Raw genomic sequence first — 20,245 nt, 5'->3', positions numbered from 1 at the left:
AATCCCCCTCCTATTCCACTGAATTGATGATATCAAGCACATCCCCTACTTTTGGATACTGCGCCTTATAGCTCTCAATCATATCCGCCGTGGCTGAGCGGAACGCATCCTTGTCCACATCCTCAATGAAGGTTACCCCCATGTCGTTGGTGGCTGTCTCCACTGCCTCTGCCACTGCCTGTTCCCATTTCTCGATATGGTTCCTGGTAGACTCCCCTGCCGCGTCAATCAGGATCTGCCTGTCCTCCTGTGACAGCTTCTCCCAGGTATCCGTGGCAATGACCAGGACATCGGGAATCATGGTATGCTGGTCCACTGAATAAAACTTGCAGATTTCGCCGTGCATACCGGTGGTCAGCGCTGTTTCATTGTTCTCCGTCCCATCGATGATCCCGGTCTGAAGGGCGGTATACACATCGCCCATGGCCATTGCAACCGGAGTGCCGCCAAGGGCTTTCATCATATCTGTCTGGGACTTCATGTCCTGTACACGCACCTTTAATCCGTCCAGGTCCTTGGGTGTGCGGATGGGCCGGTCTATGGTGTAAAAGGAACGGGAGCCTGAAGTGTAATAGGTCAGCGTGACAAATCCGTCCGCCTCACTGGAGCGGAAAAATTCCCCCATCTGCCCTGACCCCATTACCTTATAGTAGTTCTCATTGTCATCAAATATGTAGGGAAGCCCAAATGCATGATACCCTTCATTATACGTCGCAAGTCCGGGGGCCGATACGCGGGTCATGTCCACCACACCCGCCATCAGCTGCTCCAGCACCTCTGTTTCGGAGCCAAGTGTCCCGTTGGGGAAAATTTTTATCTGGATACGTCCGCCGCTCTTTTCCTCCACACTATCTGCAAACTCCTGCAGGGCGATTGACGTAATATGGTTCTCCGCCAGGTTGTGGGCCAGATTCAGCACCAATGGATGCTCTGCCGTTGCATCAGCGCTGCCCGATGCCCCCGAACCGGCACATCCGGCCAAGGTCAGGGCGGTCAGGACGGCCGCTGTCAGTAAGCCTGCGAATTTTTTCATAATCATGGATCTCCTTCCTGTCCTCACATTCCAATCATATCAAACTGTTCGAATGAAATGATTAAATCATAGTCTTTTTTAGGGTTCGGATACTTTATCTGTACGGATTTCAGCGTCTGGCTGTAATACCATCCAACCCGGGCCGCTTCGTATTTCTTCCGGTGAAGGAAATGGGGCAGCTGCTCCCCATCCACAGTCACTCCAAACGGCGCCTTTTCCCTGTGGATCATATCTATCTGCATGTCCTCCACCGCCGTTTCATAATCCCCTTCCTGCCTGAAGGAAAGGATGGTACGGATGCCTGCGGTCATGGTAATCCCTGTCTTCAGATAACCGCCCTTTTTGTAGTCCTCCGTAATCCCGTCATCCTCATAAAGGGTAAATGAACCGTCACGGTCCGGGGCGCATAGGAGGCAGATGCCTTCAGCCTTCTCCCCCGCCAGGTTATCCATCTGGTTCAGGGCCATGGGAATAATGGCTCCCCCGCGTACAAACAGGGGAATGCTGGATAATGTGACCGGTATCTCAATGGTCTGTCCGCCTTCATATGCCTTACGTGTATAGAAATCATAGAACCGCTCTTCCCGCGGCAGGTAAATCCTGCGGGCCGCGGCGCCTTTTTCCACCACATTGGCAACTAAAAGGGAATCGCCCATCATAAAATCCACGCCCTCTTCATAACAGGCCGGATCCTGCTGGAATGCGCTGCACATAGGTTCCATGATAGGAAGTCCTGTCTCATGGGCGCGCTCCATCAGGGAATAGAGATAGGGAATCATCCGGTACCTGAACTTGATGGCATCCCGGATATGTCCGGTACAGTCCCCATACATCCATGGTTCGGTTACCGTATTGTCCGTGTTCACGGAGTGCACGGAAAACCTGGGCTGGAAAATGCCGTTCTGCACCCATCTTACCATCAGCTCAGCTTCCGGGGACGGTCCGTAAAAGCCTCCGATATCAGCGCCCTGGTTGGCAACGCCGGACAGGCTCATGCCCAGGATGGTGGCTATGTTATACTTAAGCGCCTCCCAGCAGGTCAGGTTATCCCCTGCCCAGGTCTGGGCATACCGCTGGATTCCTGCGTGTCCGGAACGGCAGACGATGAATGGCCTGGTATTATCAAAGGTTTCCCTCACGGCCTCCGCCGTTACATGGCACATGATGTTAGCCATGGCAGCCTTCACCTGGCCTATGGTAGTCCCTTTTCCCTCAAAATCACAGCGGCAGTCTTTATCAACCAGGCTGTCATATTCGCAGTTATCGTTCCACACAGAGCTGGTCCCCATCTCCAGGACTGACTTTTTCAGCATGTCCTTCCAAACAGCCCTGGCAGCCGGTTTCGTAAAGTCCACGAATACGCCCTTTCCGCCCCACCAGGTGCCGATGCCCGGTCCGTCCCCCTCACTGTCCTTTACAAAAATATCACGTTCCTTCATCTTCTCAAGATCCGGATGGGCCAGAAGGATTCCGGGCTTTACATTGGGAGACACGGTAATTCCCCGCTTCCTCATTTCTGAAAAGAACTTCCTCGGATCCTTAAAACGCTTCTTATTCCAGGTGAACACGCAGCGTTTTAAGCCCTCCTCCGTTTCCTGGGAGGTGTATCCGGACGAGAGCTGGAACCCGTCCACGGGTATATCCTCTTCCTTCGTGGTATCGATGAATTCCAGGATTGCGTCATCACAGTCCGCTTCCAGTTCCGGGTAATACATGGATGAACCCAGGTACCCCAGCGCCGTGCGCGGAAGCATGGCGGATTTCCCCGTCAGGTCCGTATACCGCTCCACAACCTGGCGGACAGCCGGACCTGCAATAAAGAACAGGTCAATATCGCCCGCATCGGTCCGGTAACGGCTGTGCATGTTCCAATAATTACTTTTCTCACGTCCCATGTCAAAATCACACTCAGCCGTGTTGTGGTAGAAATACCCCACTGCTTTTCTGGTACTGCGGTTCAGTTTAATATAAAAAGGAATATGCTTGTACAAGGAATCCGTCTCCTTGGGGTTATAGCCCATGGCATCCTTTGGGCTCATGCACATGTATTTCTGGGCTTTATTCCACTCCCCGCTCTTTTCCCCAAACCCATAGAAACAATCTTCCGGCGAAATCTCGCTGGTATGAATCCTGCGGTGGTTGGAATCTTCCTGGTAGGCCAGGTCCACAATATCCCCATGAAGCATGGTTCCGTCCTGGTCATAGATGCGGATGGCAAACGGCTCCTTATCCACCACGACCTTCAGCTTTTTACCCTGGATCACTGCCTGTTCCTCTCCATCCGTCAGTCCGGACCATGCCGTCTGGATCCGTTTCCTGTAATCCTTCATCAAATCATCCATGGGATCCTCCCATGCAGTCATGACCAGGCTGTAGGACCCTTCTGCGAAATCCCCGTCAAACCCGGCCCGGATCCTTACGATGGAATCTGTCAGAAACCATATACGGATTTCCACACAATTGGTCTGAATGGAATAATAACCATCCCTGGAGCAGATTCCAATTGCCTTTTTACATACCTTCATACCGTTCCTCCTTGAATCATTCTGGTTCAATCATACGGAAAAGCAGGTTTAAAAGCTAGACGGATTTTGCAGTATTTACACTGAAACTTTGCATATCTTGCTCTTTTGAACGAAATGGGATTTTTCGTATTTTATTTAGGAAATCATAAGAATTCCCCCTATTTATCATGTATTTTCACTAAAATACGATTGCTTACAAAAAATCCCATCCGATTTAAAAGAACAATATACGTTCATTTTCAGGCCAGACAGGGCAATTTCCGTCTAGTATAAGATTTTCGTTTCCTGTATAATGAAAATAATTTTTGATTATGGAGGGATTTTTATGGCAAGTATGACATGTCACTATTATAGTTCTACACTGGGAAATAATATTGCAATCAATGTAATCATCCCAACCCCGCAGGGAAATGAACAGATTGTGGACCAGGACGTACAAAAGCAGTACCAATATGAAACAGGGCTGCCCGTGGTCTACCTTCTGCACGGCGCATATGGGGATTTCAGCTCCTGGATCCGTTACAGCAACATCGAGCGGTATGCCCAGGAACGGCGCTGCGCCGTGGTCATGGCCTCCGCAGGCAATTCCTTCTATCAGGACATGTACCGCGGAAGCGCCTACCGCACCTTTTTTACGGAAGAACTCCCCATGTTCATCACAAGCGTGTTCCCCGTTTCCAAAAAAAGGGAAGATACCTACATCGCCGGGTTCTCCATGGGAGGCTACGGAGCCTGGTACCTGGCCTTGTCAGCGCCTCATCTGTATGCCAAGGCTGCCAGCATGTCCGGGGCGCTGGACATCGCGGTTTTATATAAGCAGGCAACGGGCGGCGCCATAGATAACCCATTCCCATGGCATGATATCTTCCAGAACCCGGAAGCGCTTTCCGGCAGCGACAGGGACCTGTTCGCCCTGTATGGGCAGTGCAGGAATGATAATACGGCCCCCAGGCTGTATCAGGCCTGCGGTACCGGGGATTTCCTATATGAGATTAACCGTTCTGTGAAAAAGCGCATGGAAGACATGCAGGCAGACCTTGTCTACGAAGAAGGGCCAGGCGGGCATAACTGGGATTTCTGGGATGTTTATATCCGCAGGATCCTGGACTGGATGCTGGAAAACAGATAAAAAACAGGGGGATGCTTTCCCCCTATTTCATCTCATCCCTATACCGGTTGTCATTAAACATCAGATGGAAATACATGGCCTGCTGGGCATCCACCGGCCTCCGGTCACGGATTGCCTCGTAAATCCTCCGATGGGATTCCCTGGTCTTGTCATACTCTGTCTCCCGGACAGAGCCGGCAAATACGCGGACCCCGTCTGTAATCACAGGCACAAGGTTGGTCATGACAAGATTGTGGCTGCATCCGGCTATGTGGGCATGGAACTGGGAATCCTTTTCCGCATAATCCTCATGCCGTTCCATGCAGGATTCCAGTTCCAGCAGGATATCCCCTAAAACCCGCACATCCTCCGCCGTGGCGTTCTGGGCTGCCAGGGCCGCTATGGGCGGTTCCAGCATCACGCGGATCTGGATTAAATCCTCTGTCAGCTTGCGCCTGTCCTCTATCATGGAAAATCCCAGGGGATCGTCGGCCACCCCGTTCTTGTCCGATATGAAGGTGCCCGAGCCCTGGCGTATGGTCACGATATTCCTGGACATAAGGATGCGCAGGGCCTCGCGGACCGTGTTGCGCCCCACTCCCAGACGTTCCACCAGCTCTGCCTCCGTAGGCAGCTTATCCCCAGCCGTATACCCCTTGTCCTGTATCATTCCTAAAAGCTTCTGGGCAGCAATCTCCCCCAGGGTCTGTTTCTCCATATTGCACTCCTTGTCCGTTCCATCTCATTCTTACACCTGTAGAATCTTACTCCCGTATACCCTTACTCCCGTACAGTCTTATACCCACACAATCCTTACACCCGCACAATCTTATACCCGGCCGCCTTTGAAAGCCGGTTCATGATTGCCTGTCCCAGGTGGTCCTCTGAAAAACTTTCCGAGAATATATATTCTACTTTCAGATCATCAAATTCCCTCAGCACCGCATACAGGTTATGGGCTACCGATTCCTGGCTTTCCCTGGCGCCGATGCTGCGCACCGTGCCTTCGGCATAGCATGACCTGGATTCGTCCGTACAGATGATGCCCACCTGGCAGCCCTGGACGAGCTTTTCATGGGCCAGTTCCTTCACCTTCTCCACCATGCTCTCCACTGGCCCTGTAGTCTCCACCAGCGTAAGCTCTGCCTTCGGCGCATAATGCCTGTACTTCATCCCCGGCGCTTTCGGCTTCACATCTTCCTTCATGGGTCCCAGTATGGCCGGATCAACAGCCACCTCGCCGAGCACCTCCCTGAGCATTTCCATGGTGATGGCGCCCGGGCGCAGGACCGACGGCACAGGGGATGACATGTCCACAATGGTGGACTCCACGCCGATTCCCACCGGACCCCCGTCGATGATCATGTCAATGCGCCCATTCATGTCCTGCCACACATGGTCCGCCGTGGTGGGGCTTGGACGCCCCGAGGTATTGGCGCTGGGCGCTGCGACGGGAACCCCGGCCAGGGCAATCAGGCGGCTGGCCACCGGGTCATCGGGCATGCGGACAGCCACCGTGTCCAGCCCTCCGGTGGTGCCGTAGGGCACCTTACTGCTCTTGGGGAATATCATGGTCAGCGGGCCGGGCCAGAAGGCTTCCATCAGTTTCCTGCCGGCCTCGGGTATCTCCCTTACCAGGGGTGCCAGTTCTGCCGCGCATGATATATGGGCAATCAGGGGGTTGTCGGAGGGGCGTCCCTTGGCGGCATAAATCTTCCTGGCCGCATCTTCATCCAGGGCATTGCCGCCCAGGCCGTATACGGTCTCCGTGGGGAAAGCCACAAGACCGCCGCTTTTCAGCACCGCGGCAGCCTCTGCCAGCTCCTCATCCTTTATATTCCTTCTATCTTCAATAACAATTCTCTTTGTTTCCATGTCATTACCTCTGTATCCAGGATGTTTTTTGCAAGATGTTTTTACAAGATGCTTTTTGCATACAAAAATGCCGGTGTCCAATTTATTTTAACACCGGCAGCTGGGAATGTAAAGTTCATCGCTTTTTATATGGATTCCACAATCCCTTTTACATATTCAGACGCTTTATCCCACTCGTCATTCTTCACGTATTCCTTTGGCATCAGGTTGCTTCCAATCCCCACACCGATAAATCCATTATCCAGGAAGGTCTTGATATTGCCTGCGGTGACGCCGCCCACAGCCACGTACTCGGTGCCGTCAAAAGGCCCTTTCAGGCTTTTGACATAGGAAGGCGGCATGTCCCCGGCCGGGAACAGCTTCATGATATTATATCCGTACTCCAGGCAGACGGCCACATCCGTGGGGGTAAGCACTCCGGGAAGAAGAGGGATGTCATATCTGCGGCAGAATTCCATGGTGCCCGTGGTCGCCGATGGGGTCAGGAAGAACTGGGCTCCCGCCTCCCTGGCCGCCTTACAGCGCTCTTCACTGATTACAGTACCTGCGCCCACATAGGCATTGTCCCCGAAATGCTTCCTCATAAGCTCAATCTGCTTTGCCGCATCCCCGGAGTTCATGGCCACTTCAAACATCCGCACGCCTCCGCGGTATACGGCGTCCGCATAATCCAATGCCTTCCCTAACGGTACCCCGCGCATGATTGCACAAATCCTGTTATTCTCCAAAATATGTTTCATCGGTTCCCTCTCCTTTCTTTCCGGCTTCCTTACCGGTAGATGATGTCCTCACCTTTCATTGCTGTTTCCATCTGTTCCATGGAGGGATACCCTTCCGTATCCCCATAGGTTTCCGTTGCAAGGGCCCCTGCCACAGCGCCCATCCGTCCGCAGTCCGCCACATCCCTTCCTTCCAGGATGCCGCAGAGGAAGGCGGCGTTGAATGCATCGCCTGCGCCCACCGGGTCAATGCTGGCACAGGGAAACGGCGGGATTGCCGTCAATCCTCCCCTGTCTCCCACAACAGCGCCTTTGGCCCCGTCCTTTACAGCCACATACCTGGCCTGTCCCTTTTCAAACAGGAGGTCCATGATCCTTCCGGCTTCCGATACCCCCAGTAAGGCCTCTGCCTCATCCGCTCCCAAAAGTACGATGTGGGCCCTGAACATCATATCCCGGAGCATTGGCACAAAGTCCCTGTCCTTCCAAAGCTTCCTGCGGATATTGGGGTCAAAGCTGATAAGCTTTTTATGCTTTCCCGCCAGATCCATGGCAGCCAATACAGTCTCCCGGCAGCTGTCCCCCAGCACAGGCGTGATCCCAGTAAGGTGGATGACATCGGCCTGGGCCAGATAATCCTCATCCAGCATCCGGGGATGCATATGGCTTGCGGCGGAATTTTCCCTATAATAAAATACCGAGGTCTCCGATGCGTTCCTCACCTGCTTGAACATGATGCCTGTCCTGTAATCAGGGTCAAACACGACCCTGCTGGTGTCCACGCCCTCGGCCCGTATGCTGTTTCGGACAAACTCCCCGAACTCATCCCTGCCAAGACAGCTGATCCATCCGGCGCTGTGTCCCAGCTTGGATACGCCGATTGCAAGGTTGCTTTCCGCGCCTGCAATCCGCATCTCATAGTTTTTCACATACCGCAAGAATCCCGTGGAACCAGGGGTAAATGCAGCCATTGTCTCTCCAACCGTAACAATCTGAGGCATGTCTTCCTCCTTTTACTTTCTCTTAATGCGCAGATTCCTTCCGTGATATCCGCCTAAGGGCTTTCCATCCCTTAAAGCGGCCTTGCCGTTGACCATGCAGAGCCACAGGCCCTCGGCCATCCTGGCAGGGTCGGCGAAGGTGGCATTGTCCCTAAATTCTGCCGGGTCAAATATGTTCACATCCGCAAAGCACCCTTCGGCAAGCCTTCCCCGTCCCTCAAGCTTCATGCGGTCCGCGGGCAGGGAGGTCATTTTCATGATGGCCTGTTCCATGGTAAGGATGCCCCTCTCCCTTACATATTCCCGGATTATCTTTGGAAATGCACCGTACATCCTGGGGTGGGGCGTATTGGTGTCCGCATAGATGGAATCTGATATGACCACGGAATAAGGAAGCCTGGCAACCGTGTCAATGTCCTCCTGGCACATGCTCATGTTAATGATGGCTGTCCTTCCGTCCTCATCGTGCATCAGCCAGGCCGCACAGGCCGCCGCATCCTCAAACCCGAATGCCCTGGCGGCTTCCGTCACTGTCATCCCCAGGTACTTTTCATTATGCTTCCTTACAACGCCGGATATGAGTATCCTGTCCCAGCCAAGGGTGATTGCAAAGTTATCCCAGTCATCGTAGGCCACGCTGCAGGCTTCCCTGAATTCAGCAACGCCTTCCTGAGTCCCCATGCGCTTTAACGCACGGTTCATGTCCCCCCGCACATACACAGGCGGAATCATGGTGGTCAGGGCAGTGGAGCCTCCCTCATATGGATAGAAATCACAGGTCACATCCTGTCCCTTGGCCCTGGCCTCCTCAATCAGCCCGATGGCCCTGTGGATTTCCTTTCCCCAATTGGCCATGCCGCAGGACTTGAAGTGGCTGATTTCCACGGCACAGCCTGCCTTTTGTCCAATCTCAATCATTTCCTTCACGCTGTCCACCATACTGTCGCCCTCGCCCCGTATATGGGCCGTCACAACCCCGCCGTAACGCCCCACCGGCTCCAGCAGCCTGGCAAACTCATCCGTGGTGCTGTAGCATTCAGGAAGGTACATGATGCCCACGGACACGCCCGCGGCTCCCTCCTTCATGGCATCCTCCACCAAGGCCCTGGCCTCAGCCATCTCCTCATCCGTGAACGGTGTGTCGGCAAATCCCTTGACCGTTATCTTCACCGCCCCGGTCCCTATCATGGACCCAAAGTTCACCGGAAGCCCGGTCTGATCCAGCGCTTCCATATAGTCATGGTAGGTGCGGATCCGGTTGTCCTTAATCGGTCCCAGCACCGGCTCATCGAATTCATACATCTCCTTTGCGCGCACCGGGTCCGCGCTGGCCGGCGTCATGGAGATGCCGCAGTTTCCCACCACGGTTGTGGTAATGCCCTGGGACAGCAGGACATCCCCAAAGTCCTTGCTGTTAAATGGTTTGGCATCACAGTGGCGGTGTATGTCGATGAATCCCGGCGTCACCGCCCTTCCTGCCGCATCCACCACCAAATCCGCCTCCTGGCAGATAGTTTCCCCAATCCGTTCAATCCTGTCATCCTTTATATATATATCAGCCTTCTGGGGTGCATTTCCCAGACCGTCGTAAACCAATCCGTTTTTTATTAATGTTGAAGCCATTATCCGTCTTCCCCGCTTTCCTTTGTCCCATTTCCTTCGTTCAGATAATTGTACACGGTAAACCGGGAGATACCAAGGAAATCCGCCACCTTCTCAGCAGACTTCTTAATAAGGAACGCGCCCTTCTCATCCAGATAGCGGACCACTGCCACCTTGTCCTCTTTGGTCAGCATGGCCAGCTGTCTGCCGGTGCTCTGTACCGCATCCTGCATCAGGGTGTCCAAAAGCTCGTCCACATTCGCGGTGAATACTTCCTTGGTGTTTGTCTCAGCGCCCTGGCCGCTAATGGCCCTCATGGCCGCCTCGCCAATCATGAGGCCTGTAATATCAAGGTTGATGCAGAGGCTTCCCTCTACCCTGCCATCCTCGCCCATGAAATACTTGCTGGAGGTGCGCAGTGTCCTTCCATCCTTTGTATAGTTGATATAACCATACTGGTCTTCAGGCATGGCTGTCCCCCTCAGTATCTCCAGTCCCGCATTGGTGCCGCCTCCGCCCACCTCGCGGCCCGTCACATGGCCGTTATAGATGGACACGATCGTGCGGTCATACGGCAGCGTAAGGTCGTGGAGCACCACTTCACAGTTCGCCCCGAACTGGATGGCAATACACTTTGCCAGACTGTCAAGAACCTCGAAATTATCTTTTACAAACCCCATGATTTCATCTCCCTTCATGCCTTAAGGCATCGGGTCTTCATCCCGATGCCCGGCTGATGCTTATTTTACAGCTCCTCTTGATTCAACAACCAGAGCCAGTCTTTCTTCTTCAGACATTTCCTCTTTCTTTGTGCATAAGGAAACAATCACTTCCGCTGCAAGGGCTACCAGTGTTGCAGGAATGGCAGGTCCGGTGAAAATGCCGGCCACCGCGCTGGAGAATGCGGGCACTGCCAGATACAGCACGCCAAACAGGGTACCCACGCCTACCGAGGCAATACCTCCCTGCCAGGTAGCGCGCTTCCAGCATGCGCCTAACAGCATGGCGATGGACACGCCCGGGATGATGGAACCGATTACATTGCTGATGTAACTCATGACATCCTTTGCAAACAGGGTTGCAAAGAAGGCAAGAAGCAGGGTTGCCACGGTGGCTACCCGTGAGTATTTCCCAACCTTCTCATCATCCAGCTGCCGGCCGGTGATGATTGGATAGATATCCTGTATCAGTATGGTCACTCCTGCGATTGCATCGGAGTCACCGGAGGACATGGTCGCGGACAGGCCGGAAATCATGAACATAAGGCCCAGGACCGGTCCTAACACAACGGTTGCGATATAGGTAAATGCAAAATCCGGCTGTTCCAGTACTGCCTGCGCGCCTGTATTGGTTGCGATTGTAAATGCCGCCATACCAATAATAGCAGGAAGAAGGGAGAAAATCAACAACAGCCATCCAGAAAGGCTCAAAGCCCGGATTGCGGTCTTGTCATCCTTGGCCGTGTAGATACGCATACGGTATGTAGGCGTGCCCAGACAGGGGATTGCAATGGAGAACATCAGTGAGAACAGCGCCATGCCTCCCATGGACTTAACACCGTAAAAGCTTAAGTTGCCTGCCTTGCCCGCCGCAGTGATGGTCCCGGAGATATTGCCCCATCCGCCTGCCATGGGAATGGCAATGGCTGTAATGGCGATGAATCCGATTACCAGCACGGTCAGCTGGATCAGGTCTGTCCATACAACTGCCAGATATCCGCCGATGATGACATAGATTCCGAATGCAAGCACTGCCACCAGCTTGGAGGTGGTCAGGTCCATTCCCGTTACATAGCTTAGATAAGTAGCGCCTCCATTGATATGGTTCCCCAGCCATACGACCTCAATGATGTACATCATGAAACTCATGACCGCTTTTACCATCTTATTGCCGTTGTAATGGAACTGCGCTTCCTCGGCCATGGTCAGCAGGTTCTTGGCCCTCAGTTTGGACTTCTTGGCCACCAGTACCAGGGCCAGGATTCCAAGGGCAGCGCCCATACCATAGGCAGAGCCGCCAAAACCGTTCTTAAACCCGTTGGCCGTGGCGCCGATGGACGAACCTGTGCCGATGAGGGTGGCGCCCATGGTGGCAAAAATGAGGTACATGGGCATCTTACCGCCGCCTGTAAGGTAATCTTTTCCTTTGGATTTGCCTTTACTGCAGATAATGCCTACCACAATCATCAAACACACATAAAGCATGAATCCAATAATGAAGAATGTTGCATGGGTCTTTGTTAACATACTCTTCCTCCTTAGTATTAAAAATGGATAGTGTTCCACAGGATTGCTGAACCCGTTTCTGAATTCTGCCAAATTTTTGAACGGTTCAACAATTTGTTTAAATCCATTGTAATAAGCTTTAAACAAATTGTCAATATGTTTTTTAACTTTTTTGTGCACTTTTTTCTTTATCCTCTGTTAATCACTAACTTTTTTGCATGTTTTTCTATTTTTAGCCTTGTAAGCTTCAACAATTTGTGTTATAACCATAATGAACAGTGTTTCTGGTTCTGCCGAGTTTAGATGTGAAGGAGGTTGTTATGGATAATCATTACAAGTTTGAAGAATCCAAAGAAGTAATCACCCCGGCCCTGGTCTACTACCTGGACATCATTAAAGAAAACATTAAGAAGGCAGTGGACTTAGCCGGAGGCCCCGGATATCTGTGGCCTCATGTAAAGACCCACAAGATGGCCCAGATGGTCCGCCTTCAGATGGAAGCCGGCATAACCCGTTTTAAGTGTGCAACCATAGCGGAAGCAGAGATGGCCGCTGGCTGCGGCGCAGGCCATGTCCTGGTGGCATATCCTCTGGTAGGCCCTAATATAAGCCGTTTCATCCAACTGATGCAGGCATATCCCAAGGTCTGTTTCTGGGCAGTGGGTGACAATGAGAATCAGATACGCGCCCTTGGACAGCTGTGCTCAGAAGCCGGACTCAGGGCCAATGTACTGGTGGATGTGAATCTGGGCATGGACCGCACCGGCGTGCCTGTTAAGGATACAGAGGCATTCTTCATGGACTGCGCTTTGATGGACGGCGTCTCCATGATGGGCCTTCACTGCTATGACGGCCACCGTACCGAACACGACTTTACCCAGCGCAAGAAGGAAGCAGACACCAGCGCTGCCCAGATTAGGGACATCTGCAGGAACCTGTGTGAAAAGGGATATTCCTGCAAGACCCTGGTATTGGGCGGTTCCCCCTCCATGCCATGCTATGTGGATTTTCCCAGGACAGGGTATGAGGTGTATCTTTCCCCCGGCACCTATTTCGTCAATGACTATGGATATACAATGAAGTATCCGGATCTTGTATTCACTCCGGGCGCAGCCGTCATGACCAGGGTCATCAGCTGTCCGCTGAAGGGTCATTTCACACTGGACCTGGGATATAAGGGAATTGCCTCTGACCCGGAAGGGACCCGGGGCGTCATTGCCGGAATGGAACATGTCAGGGAACTGTTCCAGAGCGAGGAACATTGGGCCTTCTGCATGGAACCAGGATACGAAGACCAGTGCCCAAGGGTGGGGGATGAACTTTTCGTGGTGCCCACCCATATCTGCCCCACCAGCGCCCTGTATCCATCGGTACCGGTTGTGGAAAAGGGACATATCCTTGATACTTGGGAAGTAACAGCCAGAAACCGTAAAATAAACATTTGATTGAAAGGAAGTAATACTATGGCAAACGTATATGACAGATTAAATGAAAAAGGAATCACCCTTCCGGCGCCTCCGCCAAAGGGCGGTGTATATACACCAGTACAGGAATTTGGGACAAACCTTTTATACTGCTCCGGCTGCGGTCCGGACTTAGGGAACGGCAACACCGTGGTCGGCAAATTAGGAAAGGACCTTACGGTGGAGGAAGGACAGAAGGCTGCCTATAACTGCATGCTGAACCTTCTGGCAAACATTGAGGCCAAAACCGGCGACCTCAATAAGATTAAACGTTTTGTAAAGGTGCTGGGTTTTGTAAACAGCGCAGATGATTTCGTCCAGCAGCCCCAGGTGGTAAACGGCGCATCCAATCTGCTTGTCGACCTGTTCGGCGAGGAAGTGGGCTGCCCGGCCCGTTCCGCCATCGGTACCAATGCACTTCCAGGTGGGATTGCATGTGAAATCGAAGTCCTTCTGGAAGTGGAATAAGATTGAAAGCCAGGGACATGGGTTAAAAAGAAAAAGCTCCTGTATACGGGAAATACGGCTTTTTGCCGCCAATTTCCCCCACAGGAGCTTTTTAGTTTACATCCTAAGTTTTTTATTTTGTATTTTTTCTTTCAATGATTTCTTCTCATGACCGGAATGGCTTCTTCCAATGGATTGCATCCACACCGCATTCCTTCATACATTCCCCGCACTGGATACATTCCATATCCCCCACATTCTTAATATCCATCTTACAGGTCCGCACACACCTGCCGCAGCTGGTACAGGCGCCGTCATCTATCCTGACCCCCAGCATTGCCACCGGGGCAAACAGGGAATAAACCGCCCCAAGGGGACAGAGGAAACGGCAGAAGCTTCGGTAAATAAAACAGGCGCTGATAAGTATGGCGGCCATCACAAGCACTTTCCAGGAAAACAGCGCCCCCGCAAGGCTGCCCAGGGACTCATCCAGGAGCACCAGGGGGATACCTCCCTCCAGGGTTCCTGCGGGACATATGTATTTGCAGAACGCGGGCACCGGAAGCCTTGTGGCCATCTTAAACACAATGGGCAGCAGTATTACAAATACAATCAGGATCACATATTTCAGTTTCGATAAAATCCGGGTAACCCGGTTCTTCTTAAGCTTGGGGACGGGAATTTTATAGAGCAGCTCCTGCACAAGCCCAAAAGGACACAGGAAACCGCATATGGTCCTTCCCAGCGTGACCCCAAGGAGCAGCAGCACCCCCAGTATATAAAAGGGCATCTTCCGGTCCAATGCCGCCAGGGAATTCTGAAGTGTCCCCAACGGACATGAACCTACCGCCCCGGGGCATGAGTAGCAGTTAAGGCCGGGCACGCATAGGCCCTTGGCCTTGCCCTGATAAATGGATACCTGGGCAAATCCCTTCAGGTTCAGGTTATATAGTAATGCAGAACAAAGCTGTATCAGCCGCCTTTTCATGGTCCTCATCCTTTCATCCGATTCCTATGCACTCCAGACACACCCGGATTGCCTTGTGCAGGGTGTCCTGATATCCGCCCTGGTACAATCCGGCGCACAGAAATACAACTCCCAGAAAAAGGAGCAGGACCGTTATTCGATTCTGTCTCGTCATATGCCTCATATGGGACAGTCCTCCCTTTCACGTGTCTTCCCTCTGTATCCCTATAGCCCCAGAGCCTCTTTATACCTGCCGTACATGGTATCTGCGTCGTATGCGCCGGTTGATACATGGGTAATCTTGCCATTGGCATCCAGGACCACGGTGTATGGGATGGAATTGGAGGGATAGAGCATGGTCACCTCATAGTCTTCATCCAGCACCACCGGGAAGGTATATCCGTATTCGTCCACAAAATCCTTCACCGTATCAGCATCATCCCCACAGTTCACCGCAATGATGCCTATCTCATCCCCAAAATCTTCTTTTAAGCGCTCAAAAGCAGGCATCTCCCTGACGCACGGCCCGCACCAGGTCGCCCAGAAATTAATGATGACCGGCTTTCCTTTCAGGTCTGAAAGCGAGATGCTGGAACCGTCAATCAGTTCCGCCGTGAAGTCAGGCGCCTTATTGCCTGCCTTTAAAGGCACACCCGGCTGGGCCTCGATTCCGCTGTCGCCCTCACCTTTGTCTGCCGCCTCACCAGCGTCTGCCTTGGCCTTGTCTGCCGCCGCCTCACCGGCGCCTTCCTGCTCCTTATCCGCCACGCCCTGGCCTGTTCCCGCCTGCCCCTTATCTGCCGCGGCTTTACCGGCGCCCTGGGCATCATCTGCCTTGTCTTTATCTGCCGCAGCTTTACCAGCGCCCTGGGCATCATCTGCCTTGTCTTTGTCTGCCGCAGCTTTACCGGCGCCCTGGACATCATCTGCCTTGTCTTTGTCTGCCGCAACATCCCCGGCCGCCCCGGCCGTCTGCGCAGCCGTTGTCTGTTCCGCGCCCTTGCCCGCAGGACTGCACCCCGCTGTCTGAAGGGCCATACATAAGGTCAGGGACAGTACTGCACCCATCCTGACCGCTGACTTCCTGTTCAATCTAAAATACGGTTTCCTCATCTACATTTCCTCCCATCATCCCAAACCGTTATCAGTTCCATCCGTCCATCCTGGTTCCGGTATCATGATCCGTGGTTTCCAGTGACAAAAAAAGCTCGGTCATCCGGGCTTCCTTAGAAAATAATAAATCCCAGGCAATGGCTTTCATACCATTACCTGGAATTTACTCTATCATATTTATTATCTTCTGTCCACCCGGCATTGCGGGGGTTTTTATGAAAGTTTTATTAACCTTTCATGAAGCCGTCCCTCAGCCGTCCGGACTGATTCCCCGCTGCTCACTGTATACGGGTCACACCTCATCCACCACAGGGACAACTTCCCTCTCGCTGTAGTGATGGGCTTCTTCGAGCATCATATCCTTAACCTTCATAAGCCTTGTCTGGGAACTCCGCTCATTTTCATCCAGCTTCATGGTGATGTAGCGGATATTCTGCTGGGTCTCGGGAATCATCACATGCTCCAGGGCATTAACACGGCGGCGGGTCTTTTCAATCTCCGCTGCCATGAGCTGGCAGGACTTTTCACACTCGGCCAGGCGCAGCATATCCGGCAGAAGGTCTGCCAGGCTTTTCACCGCATCATCCAGATCGCTGGAGGTAAAGGCAAATCCATAGGAATAGATGTCATTGGGGTCTGAAGTCCTGGTCTTATACTTGAACACAGGAATCTCCACACTCATCACATTCCTTGTCTCGGATTCCAGATAAACCTCCTGCTTGGGAGCCATCAGGGCCACATTCAGGGCTTCGTCTGTCATGCCGGAGCGGGCCAGCACAAAATTCTGGTTGGCCGCCGCAATGCCTGCCTCTACCTTCTCACGAAGGGCTTTGTTCTCACGCACCAGGTCCAGGAACTGACGCATCAATTCATCCCGCTTATCCTTCAGGAGCTTGTGTCCCCTGATTGCTGTCGCCAGCTTTTTCTTGAGACGGGTAAGCTCCATACGGGTGGGATTCACATGTTTTGCACCCATGTTATGTCAACTTCCTTTCTGACTGCTGGTTATTTTGCATCGTAGTAAAGGTCAAGGAATTTGTCCTTGATACGTTTCAGCTCGCTCCTTGGAAGGATGCGCAGGAGCTTCCAGCCGATTTCCATGGTTTCCTCGATATCACGGTCAGCATAGTAGCCCTGGGATACGTATTCTTTTTCAAACTCATCAGCAAACTTGGCATACAGCTTATCCATGTCAGTCAGGGCTGCCTCACCAAGGATTACCATCAGTTCCTTTGCATCCTTACCACGGGCATAGGCTGCAAACAGCTGGTTCATGACATCGGCATGGTCTGCCCTTGTCTTGCCTTCGCCGATACCTTTATCCTTCAGACGTGAAAGGGAAGGAAGTACGTCGATTGGCGGTGTTACGTTCTTGCGGTATAAGTCACGGCTCAGGATGATCTGTCCCTCTGTAATGTATCCCGTAAGGTCAGGAATCGGATGGGTCTTGTCATCCTCAGGCATGGTAAGGATCGGGATCATGGTGATGGATCCGTTCTTGCCCTTCTGGCGTCCGGCTCTCTCATACAGGGAAGCCAGGTCGGTGTACATGTATCCCGGATAACCGCGGCGGCCGGGAACTTCCTTACGCGCAGCGGAAATCTCACGCAGGGAATCTGCATAGTTCGTGATATCGGTCAGGATGACCAGCACGTGCATATTCTTCTCAAATGCCAGGTACTCTGCCGCGGTCAGCGCCATACGCGGTGTTGCGATACGCTCAACCGCAGGGTCATTGGCCAGGTTGATGAACATGACGCTTCTGTCGATGGCGCCTGTTTCACGGAAGCTCTCCATAAAGAAGTTGGCCTCCTCAAAGGTGATACCCATGGCCGCGAATACAACGGCGAAAGGCTCACTGGTACCGCGCACCTTTGCCTGACGCGCAATCTGTGCTGCCAGGTTGGCATGGGGCAGTCCGGATGCGGAGAAGATAGGAAGCTTCTGTCCGCGGACCAATGTATTCAGTCCGTCTATGGCAGAGACGCCGGTCTGGATGAATTCCTCAGGATAGCTTCTGGCTGCCGGATTCATGGGAAGGCCGTTGATATCCATACGCTTTTCAGGCAGGATGTCGGGGCCGCCGTCAATGGGCTTGCCCATGCCGTCAAACATACGGCTGAGCATATCCTCGGACACGCCCAGTTCCATGGTACGGCCTAAGAAACGCACCTTGCTGGAATCCAGGTTGATGCCGGTAGCCGCCTCATACAGCTGCACCATGGCGTTGCCGCCGTCTATCTCCAGGACCTTGCAGCGGCGTTTCTCGCCGTTTGCCAGCTCAATCTCACCCATCTCGTCATAGGTTACACCCTGTACGCCGCGGACCAGCATGATAGGACCTGCTACCTCTTCAATTGTTCTATATTCCTTGGGCATTAGAAGTCCTCCTTTCTGCTCAGCTCATCGCTCAGTTCTGCTTCCAGTGTCTTGATCACATCTGCATAAACGCTGTCAAGATCGGCTTCCTCGGTGTATTTGAAACGTCCGATAGCCTCACGCACCGGAAGGTTGACCAGACGCTCGATGTTCACACCCTGGCTTAATGCCTGGCCTGCTTTATCAAAATATGCCATCATAAGCATCATCATCATGTGCTGCTTCTTCAGGGATGTAAAGGTATCAATCTCATGGAACGCGTTCTGGTGCAGGAAGTCCTCACGGATGGAACGGGCTGCCTCCAGTTTCAGGCGGTCAGGCGCGGACAGGGCGTCCATACCAACCAGCTGTACGATTTCATTTAACTCAGACTCTTCCTGGAGCAGGCGCATGAGACGGGCGCGAAGCTCGGTCCAGTCGCTTTCCACCTCTGCGTTGAACCATTTTTCCATGGTGTCCACGTACAGGGAATAACTGGTCAGCCAGTTGATGGCCGGGAAATGTCTCTTGTATGCCAGGTCGGCATCCAGGCTCCAGAATACCTTGACGATACGCAGGGTTGCCTGTGTGACAGGCTCGGAAATATCGCCGCCCGCAGGGGATACCGCCCCGATTACGGAAAGCGCGCCCTCGCGGTTATCACTGCCCAGGGAAATCACGCGTCCCGCACGCTCATAGAACTGTGCCAGACGGGAACCCAGGTATGCGGGGTAACCTTCCTCACCGGGCATTTCCTCCAGACGGCCCGACATCTCACGGAGTGCCTCGGCCCAACGGGATGTGGAGTCTGCCATCAGGGCCACGGAATAACCCATGTCACGGAAATACTCGGCAATGGTGATACCTGTATAGATGGACGCCTCACGTGCCGCAACAGGCATATCCGAGGTATTGGCAATCAGGACCGTACGCTCCATCAGGGACTTGCCCGTCTTTGGATCCTTCAGTTCCGGGAACTCATTCAGAACGTCCGTCATCTCGTTGCCGCGCTCGCCGCAGCCGATGTAAACCACGATATCCGCATCAGCCCACTTTGCAAGCTGGTGCTGTACAACCGTCTTACCTGAACCGAATGGTCCGGGAACAGCCGCAACACCGCCCTTTGCGATTGGGAACAGACAGTCGATGACCCTCTGTCCTGTTACAAGGGGCATGTCAGGGGACAGCTTCCTCTGGTAAGGACGGCCCTTACGTACCGGCCATTTCTGCATCAGGCTGACAGGATGCTCCTGTCCCTTCTCATCGGTCACCACAGCAACCGTATCCGTAACCGTGTACTCGCCGCCGCTGATATAGGTCAGGGTGCCTTCGATGCCGACAGGAATCATGATCTTCTGCTGTACCACATCCGTCTCCTGTACCGTACCGATGATATCGCCGCTGCCCACCTTGTCGCCCACATTCACTGAAGGCACAAAGGTCCACTTCTTCTCACGCTTCAGGGAGGGAACCTCCACCCCGCGGTTCAACAGGTTGCCGCCTGTCTTCTCCATAATGGCATCCAGCGGACGCTGGATACCGTCATATATACTTCCAATCAGGCCAGGCCCCAGCTCAACGCTCATGGGCACGCCTGTGGATTCCACCGGCTCCCCTGGTCCCAGTCCGGAGGTTTCCTCGTAAACCTGGACCGAAGCCTTGTCGCCATGAATCTCTATGATTTCACCAATCAAACGCTGGTCGCTGACGCGGACAACGTCGAACATGTTGGCGTCGCGCATGCCCTCTGCGATAACCAGCGGACCTGCTACTTTTTTAATTACGCCTTTGCTCATCTTTTACCTCCTT

The 20,245-nt window shown here is 53.1% G+C and carries 18 protein-coding genes; 3 read left to right on the top strand and 15 right to left on the bottom strand.

Annotation, left to right across the window (positions count from 1 at the left end; translation table 11 throughout):
* Positions 1-10: 10 nt before the first annotated feature.
* Positions 11-1,033, bottom strand: coding sequence for a TRAP transporter substrate-binding protein (locus MCJ35_RS28925; protein ID WP_025484027.1), 1,023 nt, complete (start codon positions 1,031-1,033; stop codon positions 11-13).
* A 23-nt stretch (positions 1,034-1,056) separates the two neighbouring features.
* Positions 1,057-3,558 carry a glycoside hydrolase family 31 protein gene (locus MCJ35_RS28920; protein ID WP_240299733.1) on the bottom strand — a complete coding sequence of 834 codons (2,502 nt, stop codon included), beginning with the start codon at positions 3,556-3,558 and terminating at the stop codon, positions 1,057-1,059.
* Between the two features lie 325 nt (positions 3,559-3,883).
* Between MCJ35_RS28920 and MCJ35_RS28915 the strand changes: the two genes are divergently transcribed.
* Complete coding sequence (locus MCJ35_RS28915; RefSeq protein ID WP_025484029.1) at positions 3,884-4,687, top strand: alpha/beta hydrolase; 804 nt, start codon at positions 3,884-3,886, stop codon at positions 4,685-4,687.
* Positions 4,688-4,709: 22 nt separating this feature from the next.
* On the opposite strand, the gene MCJ35_RS28910 is transcribed toward MCJ35_RS28915, so the two are convergent.
* The 7 genes from MCJ35_RS28910 to MCJ35_RS28880 form a co-directional block, all read right to left on the bottom strand.
* The gene (locus tag MCJ35_RS28910) at positions 4,710-5,384 is read right to left on the bottom strand and encodes a FadR/GntR family transcriptional regulator (protein ID WP_008724610.1); all 675 of its coding nucleotides are present in this window, start codon (positions 5,382-5,384) and stop codon (positions 4,710-4,712) included.
* A gap of 95 nt (positions 5,385-5,479) precedes the next feature.
* Positions 5,480-6,541, bottom strand: coding sequence for an L-threonylcarbamoyladenylate synthase (locus MCJ35_RS28905; protein ID WP_025484030.1), 1,062 nt, complete (start codon positions 6,539-6,541; stop codon positions 5,480-5,482).
* A gap of 125 nt (positions 6,542-6,666) precedes the next feature.
* Positions 6,667-7,281: a bifunctional 4-hydroxy-2-oxoglutarate aldolase/2-dehydro-3-deoxy-phosphogluconate aldolase gene (locus MCJ35_RS28900; RefSeq protein ID WP_008724606.1), complete on the bottom strand. Its 615-nt coding sequence runs from the start codon at positions 7,279-7,281 to the stop codon at positions 6,667-6,669.
* 29 nt (positions 7,282-7,310) lie between these two features.
* A complete protein-coding gene (locus MCJ35_RS28895) occupies positions 7,311-8,261 on the bottom strand; it encodes a sugar kinase (protein ID WP_025484033.1) in 951 nt (316 codons plus the stop codon).
* 12 nt (positions 8,262-8,273) lie between these two features.
* Positions 8,274-9,884, bottom strand: a complete 1,611-nt coding sequence (locus MCJ35_RS28890; protein WP_025484036.1) for an N-acyl-D-amino-acid deacylase family protein — start codon at positions 9,882-9,884, stop codon at positions 8,274-8,276.
* The gene (locus MCJ35_RS28885; RefSeq protein WP_008724601.1) at positions 9,884-10,543 is read right to left on the bottom strand and encodes a helix-turn-helix transcriptional regulator; all 660 of its coding nucleotides are present in this window, start codon (positions 10,541-10,543) and stop codon (positions 9,884-9,886) included. Before MCJ35_RS28885 ends, MCJ35_RS28890 begins: the two co-directional genes overlap by 1 nt.
* 60 nt (positions 10,544-10,603) lie before the next feature.
* Positions 10,604-12,109, bottom strand: a complete 1,506-nt coding sequence (locus tag MCJ35_RS28880; RefSeq protein WP_008724600.1) for a sodium:solute symporter family protein — start codon at positions 12,107-12,109, stop codon at positions 10,604-10,606.
* A gap of 299 nt (positions 12,110-12,408) precedes the next feature.
* Between MCJ35_RS28880 and MCJ35_RS28875 the strand changes: the two genes are divergently transcribed.
* Both MCJ35_RS28875 and MCJ35_RS28870 read left to right on the top strand, forming a co-directional pair.
* On the top strand, positions 12,409-13,533 hold the full coding sequence (locus MCJ35_RS28875) for a D-TA family PLP-dependent enzyme (protein ID WP_025484039.1): 1,125 nt from the start codon (positions 12,409-12,411) through the stop codon (positions 13,531-13,533).
* Positions 13,534-13,551: 18 nt separating this feature from the next.
* A complete protein-coding gene (locus tag MCJ35_RS28870; protein ID WP_008724598.1) occupies positions 13,552-14,019 on the top strand; it encodes a RidA family protein in 468 nt (155 codons plus the stop codon).
* Positions 14,020-14,164: 145 nt separating this feature from the next.
* On the opposite strand, the gene MCJ35_RS28865 is transcribed toward MCJ35_RS28870, so the two are convergent.
* The 6 genes from MCJ35_RS28865 to MCJ35_RS28840 form a co-directional block, all read right to left on the bottom strand.
* On the bottom strand, positions 14,165-14,986 hold the full coding sequence (locus MCJ35_RS28865; RefSeq protein ID WP_025484040.1) for a 4Fe-4S binding protein: 822 nt from the start codon (positions 14,984-14,986) through the stop codon (positions 14,165-14,167).
* A 13-nt stretch (positions 14,987-14,999) separates the two neighbouring features.
* Positions 15,000-15,149: a CD1871A family CXXC motif-containing protein gene (locus MCJ35_RS28860; RefSeq protein WP_008724594.1), complete on the bottom strand. Its 150-nt coding sequence runs from the start codon at positions 15,147-15,149 to the stop codon at positions 15,000-15,002.
* Positions 15,150-15,190: 41 nt separating this feature from the next.
* Positions 15,191-16,078, bottom strand: coding sequence for a TlpA family protein disulfide reductase (locus MCJ35_RS28855; protein ID WP_240299732.1), 888 nt, complete (start codon positions 16,076-16,078; stop codon positions 15,191-15,193).
* A gap of 292 nt (positions 16,079-16,370) precedes the next feature.
* Positions 16,371-17,054: a V-type ATP synthase subunit D gene (locus MCJ35_RS28850; RefSeq protein WP_007861605.1), complete on the bottom strand. Its 684-nt coding sequence runs from the start codon at positions 17,052-17,054 to the stop codon at positions 16,371-16,373.
* 29 nt (positions 17,055-17,083) lie between these two features.
* On the bottom strand, positions 17,084-18,457 hold the full coding sequence (locus MCJ35_RS28845) for a V-type ATP synthase subunit B (RefSeq protein WP_008724589.1): 1,374 nt from the start codon (positions 18,455-18,457) through the stop codon (positions 17,084-17,086).
* Positions 18,457-20,232, bottom strand: coding sequence for a V-type ATP synthase subunit A (locus tag MCJ35_RS28840; protein ID WP_008724587.1), 1,776 nt, complete (start codon positions 20,230-20,232; stop codon positions 18,457-18,459). The genes MCJ35_RS28845 and MCJ35_RS28840 overlap by 1 nt, the downstream gene beginning before the upstream one ends.
* Positions 20,233-20,245: the final 13 nt, after the last annotated feature.

It is taken from the genome of Enterocloster sp. OA13, from assembly GCF_022440595.1.
Classification (GTDB): Bacteria; Bacillota; Clostridia; order Lachnospirales; family Lachnospiraceae; genus Enterocloster; species Enterocloster hominis.
The sequence above is the reverse complement of the archived record's forward strand: the minus strand, read 5'-3'. Positions and strand labels throughout refer to the sequence as shown.

Excerpts from the sequence above, each read along its gene's own strand:
- MCJ35_RS28910 (WP_008724610.1), bottom strand. The coding sequence starts at position 5,384 with ATGGAGAAACAGACCCTGGGGGAGATTGCTGCCCAGAAGCTTTTAGGA.
- MCJ35_RS28875 (WP_025484039.1), top strand. The coding sequence starts at position 12,409 with ATGGATAATCATTACAAGTTTGAAGAATCCAAAGAAGTAATCACCCCG.
- MCJ35_RS28865 (WP_025484040.1), bottom strand. The coding sequence starts at position 14,986 with ATGAAAAGGCGGCTGATACAGCTTTGTTCTGCATTACTATATAACCTG.
- MCJ35_RS28845 (WP_008724589.1), bottom strand. The coding sequence starts at position 18,457 with ATGCCCAAGGAATATAGAACAATTGAAGAGGTAGCAGGTCCTATCATG.
- MCJ35_RS28855 (WP_240299732.1), bottom strand. The coding sequence starts at position 16,078 with ATGAGGAAACCGTATTTTAGATTGAACAGGAAGTCAGCGGTCAGGATG.
- MCJ35_RS28925 (WP_025484027.1), bottom strand. The coding sequence starts at position 1,033 with ATGAAAAAATTCGCAGGCTTACTGACAGCGGCCGTCCTGACCGCCCTG.
- MCJ35_RS28905 (WP_025484030.1), bottom strand. The coding sequence starts at position 6,541 with ATGGAAACAAAGAGAATTGTTATTGAAGATAGAAGGAATATAAAGGAT.
- MCJ35_RS28860 (WP_008724594.1), bottom strand. The coding sequence starts at position 15,149 with ATGAGGCATATGACGAGACAGAATCGAATAACGGTCCTGCTCCTTTTT.
- MCJ35_RS28840 (WP_008724587.1), bottom strand. The coding sequence starts at position 20,232 with ATGAGCAAAGGCGTAATTAAAAAAGTAGCAGGTCCGCTGGTTATCGCA.
- MCJ35_RS28920 (WP_240299733.1), bottom strand. The coding sequence starts at position 3,558 with ATGAAGGTATGTAAAAAGGCAATTGGAATCTGCTCCAGGGATGGTTAT.
- MCJ35_RS28870 (WP_008724598.1), top strand. The coding sequence starts at position 13,552 with ATGGCAAACGTATATGACAGATTAAATGAAAAAGGAATCACCCTTCCG.
- MCJ35_RS28890 (WP_025484036.1), bottom strand. The coding sequence starts at position 9,884 with ATGGCTTCAACATTAATAAAAAACGGATTGGTTTACGACGGTCTGGGA.
- MCJ35_RS28915 (WP_025484029.1), top strand. The coding sequence starts at position 3,884 with ATGGCAAGTATGACATGTCACTATTATAGTTCTACACTGGGAAATAAT.
- MCJ35_RS28880 (WP_008724600.1), bottom strand. The coding sequence starts at position 12,109 with ATGTTAACAAAGACCCATGCAACATTCTTCATTATTGGATTCATGCTT.
- MCJ35_RS28850 (WP_007861605.1), bottom strand. The coding sequence starts at position 17,054 with ATGGGTGCAAAACATGTGAATCCCACCCGTATGGAGCTTACCCGTCTC.
- MCJ35_RS28895 (WP_025484033.1), bottom strand. The coding sequence starts at position 8,261 with ATGCCTCAGATTGTTACGGTTGGAGAGACAATGGCTGCATTTACCCCT.
- MCJ35_RS28885 (WP_008724601.1), bottom strand. The coding sequence starts at position 10,543 with ATGGGGTTTGTAAAAGATAATTTCGAGGTTCTTGACAGTCTGGCAAAG.
- MCJ35_RS28900 (WP_008724606.1), bottom strand. The coding sequence starts at position 7,281 with ATGAAACATATTTTGGAGAATAACAGGATTTGTGCAATCATGCGCGGG.